We start from the raw sequence: 1,197 nt of genomic DNA, 5'->3' as shown, positions 1-1,197 counted from the left end.
CTTACTCAATAATTTCAGTAACAACACCAGCACCAACAGTTCTTCCACCTTCTCTAATAGCAAATCTCATTTGCTCTTCTATTGCTACTGGCACCATTAACTCTACTGTTAACTCTACATTATCCCCTGGCATTACCATCTCTTGTCCTTCTGGAAGTTCTACTACTGTTCCTGTTACGTCTGCTGTTCTTATGTAAAACTGTGGTCTGTATCCTAAGAAGAATGGTGTATGTCTTCCACCTTCTTCTTTTGATAATACGTATACTTGTGCTTTAAATTTCTTATGTGGTGTTATTGTTCCTGGTTGTGCTAATACTTGTCCTCTTTCTACTTCATCTTTTCCTATTCCTCTTAATAATACCCCTACGTTATCTCCTGCTACTGCTTCGTCAAGTACTTTTCTAAACATCTCTATTCCTGTTACTACTGTTTTCTTTATCTCATCTGTCATCCCTACTATTTCTACTTCATCTCCTACTTTTAATGTTCCTCTTTCTACTCTTCCTGTAACAACTGTTCCTCTTCCTGATATTGTAAATACGTCTTCTATTGCCATTAAGAATGGTTTGTCTGTTGCTCTTTCTGGTGATGGTATATATTCATCCATTGCATTTAATAATTCTTCTACTGATTTTACCCATTTTTCTTCATCTTGGAGTGCTCCAAGTGCTGAACCTTTTATTACTGGTACATCATCTCCTGGAAATTCATATTTGTTTAATAATTCTCTAACTTCAAGTTCAACTAATTCAAGTAATTCTTCATCATCAACCATATCACATTTGTTTAAAAATACTACTATGTATGGAACGTTAACCTGTCTTGCAAGAAGAACGTGTTCTCTTGTTTGAGGCATAGGTCCATCTGCTGCTGAAACAACAAGAATAGCACCATCCATTTGTGCAGCACCAGTGATCATGTTTTTGATGTAGTCTGCGTGTCCTGGACAGTCAACGTGTGCATAGTGTCTTTTTTCTGTTTCATATTCTACGTGAGTAATGTTAATTGTAATTCCTCTATCTCTTTCTTCTGGAGCTTTATCAATATCACCGTACCCGATAAATTGAGCTAATCCTTTTTTAGATAATACATATGTAATTGCTGCTGTTAATGTTGTTTTCCCGTGGTCTACGTGTCCTATTGTACCTACGTTTACGTGCTCTTTTTCTCTGACAAATTTTTCCTTAGCCATTTTAT

General features: G+C 36.2%; 1 protein-coding gene. It reads right to left on the bottom strand.

Annotation, left to right across the window (positions count from 1 at the left end; translation table 11 throughout):
• Window position 1: 1 nt before the first annotated feature.
• Entirely contained in the window at window positions 2-1,192 is a 1,191-nt protein-coding gene (gene tuf / locus CLV39_RS00365) for an elongation factor Tu (protein WP_121922255.1), read from the bottom strand.
• Window positions 1,193-1,197: the final 5 nt, after the last annotated feature.

Origin of the sequence: Hydrogenothermus marinus (genome assembly GCF_003688665.1) — a bacterium.
GTDB classification, from domain to species: domain Bacteria; phylum Aquificota; class Aquificia; order Aquificales; family Hydrogenothermaceae; genus Hydrogenothermus; species Hydrogenothermus marinus.
Note: the sequence above shows the minus strand (reverse complement) of the source record. Positions and strands in the feature narration are given on the sequence as shown.

Coding starts and splice junctions, on each gene's coding strand:
- tuf (WP_121922255.1), bottom strand. CDS start 1,192: ATGGCTAAGGAAAAATTTGTCAGAGAAAAAGAGCACGTAAACGTAGGT.